The 2172-nt window shown below is 70.2% G+C and carries 3 protein-coding genes; 2 read left to right on the plus strand and 1 reads right to left on the minus strand.

Going from position 1 to position 2172, the window contains the following annotated elements:
- Positions 1-43: 43 nt before the first annotated feature.
- Both J1M39_RS12025 and J1M39_RS12030 read left to right on the plus strand, forming a co-directional pair.
- Positions 44-544 carry a hypothetical protein gene (locus tag J1M39_RS12025; RefSeq protein ID WP_206496849.1) on the plus strand — a complete coding sequence of 167 codons (501 nt, stop codon included), beginning with the start codon at positions 44-46 and terminating at the stop codon, positions 542-544.
- A 235-nt stretch (positions 545-779) separates the two neighbouring features.
- Complete coding sequence (locus J1M39_RS12030; RefSeq protein WP_061873209.1) at positions 780-1019, plus strand: hypothetical protein; 240 nt, start codon at positions 780-782, stop codon at positions 1017-1019.
- Positions 1020-1166: 147 nt separating this feature from the next.
- Here J1M39_RS12030 and J1M39_RS12035 read toward each other — a convergent pair.
- Positions 1167-2172: AbiTii domain-containing protein (locus tag J1M39_RS12035; protein ID WP_206496850.1), on the minus strand; the 1006-nt coding region annotated here is incomplete at its 5' end.

A 2172-nucleotide genomic window follows, 5' to 3' on the forward strand; every position in this document is an offset into this window, starting at 1 on the left:
GCTCTACGGCCTCCCCATCGGCCTACCAAGGGATGATGACCGCATGCGCACCTTCCTCACGGCGGCCAGCACATCCGAGCCAGTTGCCAGCACCCCCGCAGCAGATCCAGCCAACTTCTGGCTGGGCCTCATCGCCGCGGCGGGAATCTTCGCTCTGGCCAACTTCCCGGCCTGGGATCGCATCGTGGAAGCCGGCAAGATCGACAAGGAGAAGGGCTCCATGGCGAGACTCCTCTTCCTCACGTTTGGGATCCTCGCCCCTTTCGCATTGCTGGTTCGGAGCCTCGGTGCTCTTGGAGAGAACCCGGTTCGGACTCCGGGGGAACTTGAGAAGGTCGTGCTTCTCCTCGTCTTCGGCGCAGTCATCGTCGTGCGTGCCTCAATCAGCCAGGCCCCGGCTGCGGAAGCGACCACGAACCCCACCGCCACAGTTGCCGACCAGGACCCCGCGCCGCAGAGCAAGCGCACGCGGGTGACGATGCGGGACACCGCATTGGCGGGGCTCGTGGTTGGTGCGTTCATCCGGGAACGCCTCCGGCGGTGAGCCGCCCGCCGGCCCCCGGGACGCCACCGCACTCACGCTCCATGTCGCCAACTCGAGTCGCGTTTCCCCGCGGCCGAGCTCAGCCGGCGCCGCGGTTGGCTGCTGCAGCTGGCTCTCGGCGACACGTCCCCGCCCTGCCCGCGCTCGCGGGTTGGACACCACCCCATCGTGAGTGTATGGTTTGACACAGCGGGAGGCATTCGGCCACCTGCACCCCTACCGGAGGAGGCAGCTCATGGAGCAGCAGACCACCACCCCCACCTACGCCGACGGCTACAAGGCCGGGTACCAGGACGCCAAGGCCTTCTACACCCGCCGCGACAACCACGCGCGCACCGTAGCCCGCCACTGGCGCGCCGTCGCCGACCACCCCAAGGGCGCCCGCTCCATCGAGGTGCTGACCATGCTCTTCCCCGAGCTGGTCCGCACCCTGGACGCCATGGCCGCTCACGAGCTGGATCACCCCCAGCCCTGAGCCGCCACCTCCCCCGACGGGCGCGGACCGCACGGTCCGCGCCCGTCGGCGTCCCCGGCCCGCTCTCGCGGATCGGGGGCCTGAGATCCTGGCGCACGCCGGCGGGGCGACGTCGCCCGCCCTCGGCGGCACGCGGCCCCCGGGCCCTCAGCCGAAGACGCCGCCGAAGGCCATGGCGGTGGCGCTCTCCACCACCCCCGTGACGGCGGACCCCAGGGCCGCGCTCCCCACGTTGGCGGCGAGACGACGCAGGCGACCGGCTCCCTCAGCCACAGGGCCGACGGCGGGCTGGTCTTCCTGGAGCGCCTGCTGGAGTTCGTCGATGGCCTCGGTCAGCTCCTCCTCCCCCTCCTTCTCCGCCATCACACGCAGGTCTGCAAGCGCGCGAGAGAGGTCTTCGACCGTGCCCTGAGCATGGGCGCCCTCGCCGACAGCCACAGGGCCAGACGGCGCGTGGAGGTGGGTGATGTACTGCGCGCCCAGGCGGTCGCTCAGGGCAGCATCGACCGCGGCGCGGCTGGGCAACTCACCGAGGGGGGTGTCGGCGGTGAGGTCGGCGACGAGCTCGACCAGGCTGGTGCGGATCCCGTCAACGATGCCGGCGAGCGTCGCGCCCGGCACGGAGTAGGCCAACTCATGGGCCTCCTGACCGAAGGGCAGGGTGCTGTTGAGGATCTGCAGGGCTGCGCTCAGCCTTCCGCTGCCGAACTGGACAGCCTCCTGGGTGGCCATTTGCTCAAGCTCTGCCAGCGGGGACCGCAGGGTCAGCTGTTCAGGGACGATCTCCCGAGCCTCGGCAGGCAAGTTGAGCCAAGACCACGACTGCCCACTCACCACGTTGTACCCGCTGACGTAGGAGATGGTCATCCCCGCGTGGATACTCCGGTACGCGGGCACCTCGGCCCCGTCGGGGTAGCCCTTGAGCTCGAACCGGGCCCACTCCCGCAGCCCCTGCGAGCCGGTCTCCGCGCCGAGCAGCAGGCACTTGCGCAGGAGGCCGGACAACGGCTCCGCCTCGTCGATGACGAGTTCTCGGAGGTCGGTGAGCAGTGAACTGGCCATGGTGTCCTTCCGCGGATCCGGTGGGGTGCTGATCGTATCCATCCCCCGGCTGAACAGGCCTCGCTCTCCCCCGCCCCGCGCGGCTCCGCGC

Source organism: Micrococcus sp. KRD077 (assembly GCF_017168505.1).
GTDB lineage: Bacteria > Actinomycetota > Actinomycetes > Actinomycetales > Micrococcaceae > Micrococcus > Micrococcus luteus.

Excerpts from the sequence above, each read along its gene's own strand:
- J1M39_RS12030 (WP_061873209.1), top strand. The coding sequence starts at position 780 with ATGGAGCAGCAGACCACCACCCCCACCTACGCCGACGGCTACAAGGCC.
- J1M39_RS12025 (WP_206496849.1), top strand. The coding sequence starts at position 44 with ATGCGCACCTTCCTCACGGCGGCCAGCACATCCGAGCCAGTTGCCAGC.